Source organism: Nocardiopsis suaedae, assembly GCF_027706745.1.
GTDB lineage: Bacteria > Actinomycetota > Actinomycetes > Streptosporangiales > Streptosporangiaceae > Nocardiopsis_A > Nocardiopsis_A suaedae.
The window spans coordinates 1-1,302 of record NZ_JAQFWP010000139.1 but is presented as its reverse complement, the minus strand read 5'-3'; the positions used below and the strand labels follow the sequence as shown (position 1 = coordinate 1,302).

At 70.6% G+C, this 1,302-nt stretch carries 1 protein-coding gene and 1 other annotated feature; the gene reads left to right on the top strand.

What is annotated here, in order from left to right; all coding sequences use genetic code 11:
* Window positions 1-52 precede the first annotated feature (52 nt).
* Window positions 53-1,287 (top strand): IS3 family transposase gene (locus O4U47_RS31185; protein ID WP_270681589.1). Its coding sequence is split into 2 segments (ribosomal slippage): window positions 53-332 and window positions 332-1,287, totalling 1,236 coding nucleotides; the frame shifts between segments, so codons are not numbered across the junction.
* Window positions 331-444, top strand: a sequence feature (AL1L pseudoknot). It overlaps the preceding gene by 114 nt.
* Window positions 1,288-1,302: the final 15 nt, after the last annotated feature.

The window sequence follows — 1,302 nt, the reverse complement described above, 5'->3', positions numbered from 1 at the left end:
TGTTTCGTTCCGGGTGTGATGGAGGCTCTCACCCCTGGGAAGGATGAGAGACATGCCAGCACCGAGGAAGTACCCCGATGAGCTGCGTGAACGTGCCACTCGGATGGCCGTGGAAGCCCGCCGGGACCCGGCCACGCGCCCGGGGGCCCTCGCCCGCGTCGGCAACCAGCTGGGCATCAACCACGAGACCCTGCGCAACTGGGTCACCCAGGCCGAGATCGACGGCGGCCAGAGGCCCGGCACCACCACCGACCAGGCCCAGCGCCTGGCCGAGCTGGAGCGCGAGAACCGCGAGCTGCGCCGGGCCAACGCCATCCTCAAGTCCGCGTCGGCTTTCTTCGCGGCGGAGCTCGACCGCCCACAGAGCAGGTAGTGGCCTTCATCGACGCCCACAAGCAGGAATTCGGGGTCGAGCCGATCTGCGAGGTGCTGCAGGTCGCCCCGTCCACCTACTACGCCGCCCGGGACCGGCCGCCCTCGGCACGCCAGGTCGGCGACGCGGCCGTGACCGAGGAGATCCGCAGGGTCCATGAGGACAACTACGGGGTCTACGGGGTGCGCAAGGTCCACGCCGAGCTGAACCGGCAGGGCCGGGCGGTGGCGCGCTGCACCGTGCACCGGCTGATGAGGGCGGCCGGGCTGCGCGGGGCCGCCCGCGCCAGGACCCCGCGCACCACCCGGTGCGCGCCGGGCCCGGACACGCGGCCGGACCTGGTCGGGCGCTCCTTCACCGCCGAGGGGCCCGACCGGCTGTGGGTCGCCGACATCACCTATATCCGCACCTTTTCGGGGTGGTGCTATGCGGCCTTCGTCATCGACGTGTTCTCCCGCCGGGTGGTGGGCTGGCAGGTGAGCCGGTCACTGCACACCGAGCTGGCGCTGGACGCGCTGGAGATGGCGGTGTGGAACCGCGAGCACGTGGGGCACCGCCTGGACGGGCTGGTCCACCACTCCGACCGCGGGGCGCAGTACCTGGCGGTGCGCTACACCCGGCGCCTGGCCGAAGCCGGGGCGGTGTGCTCGGTCGGCTCGAGGGGCGACTCCTACGACAACGCGCTGGCCGAGGCCTTCAACTCGTTGTTCAAGGCCGAGCTGGTGCGCAACAAGGGGCCCTGGACGGGTCTGGAGGAGTTGGAGATCGCGGTGGCCGAGTACGTGGACTGGTTCAACCACCGCCGTCTGCACGGAGAGATCGGCCTGGTCCCGCCGGCCGAGTTCGAAGCATACTTCTACCAGCGGCAAGAGGCCTCACCCGAGGGCGGGGCGTTGCTTCCGAGCCTCCAATAAACCCGAAACGGAACA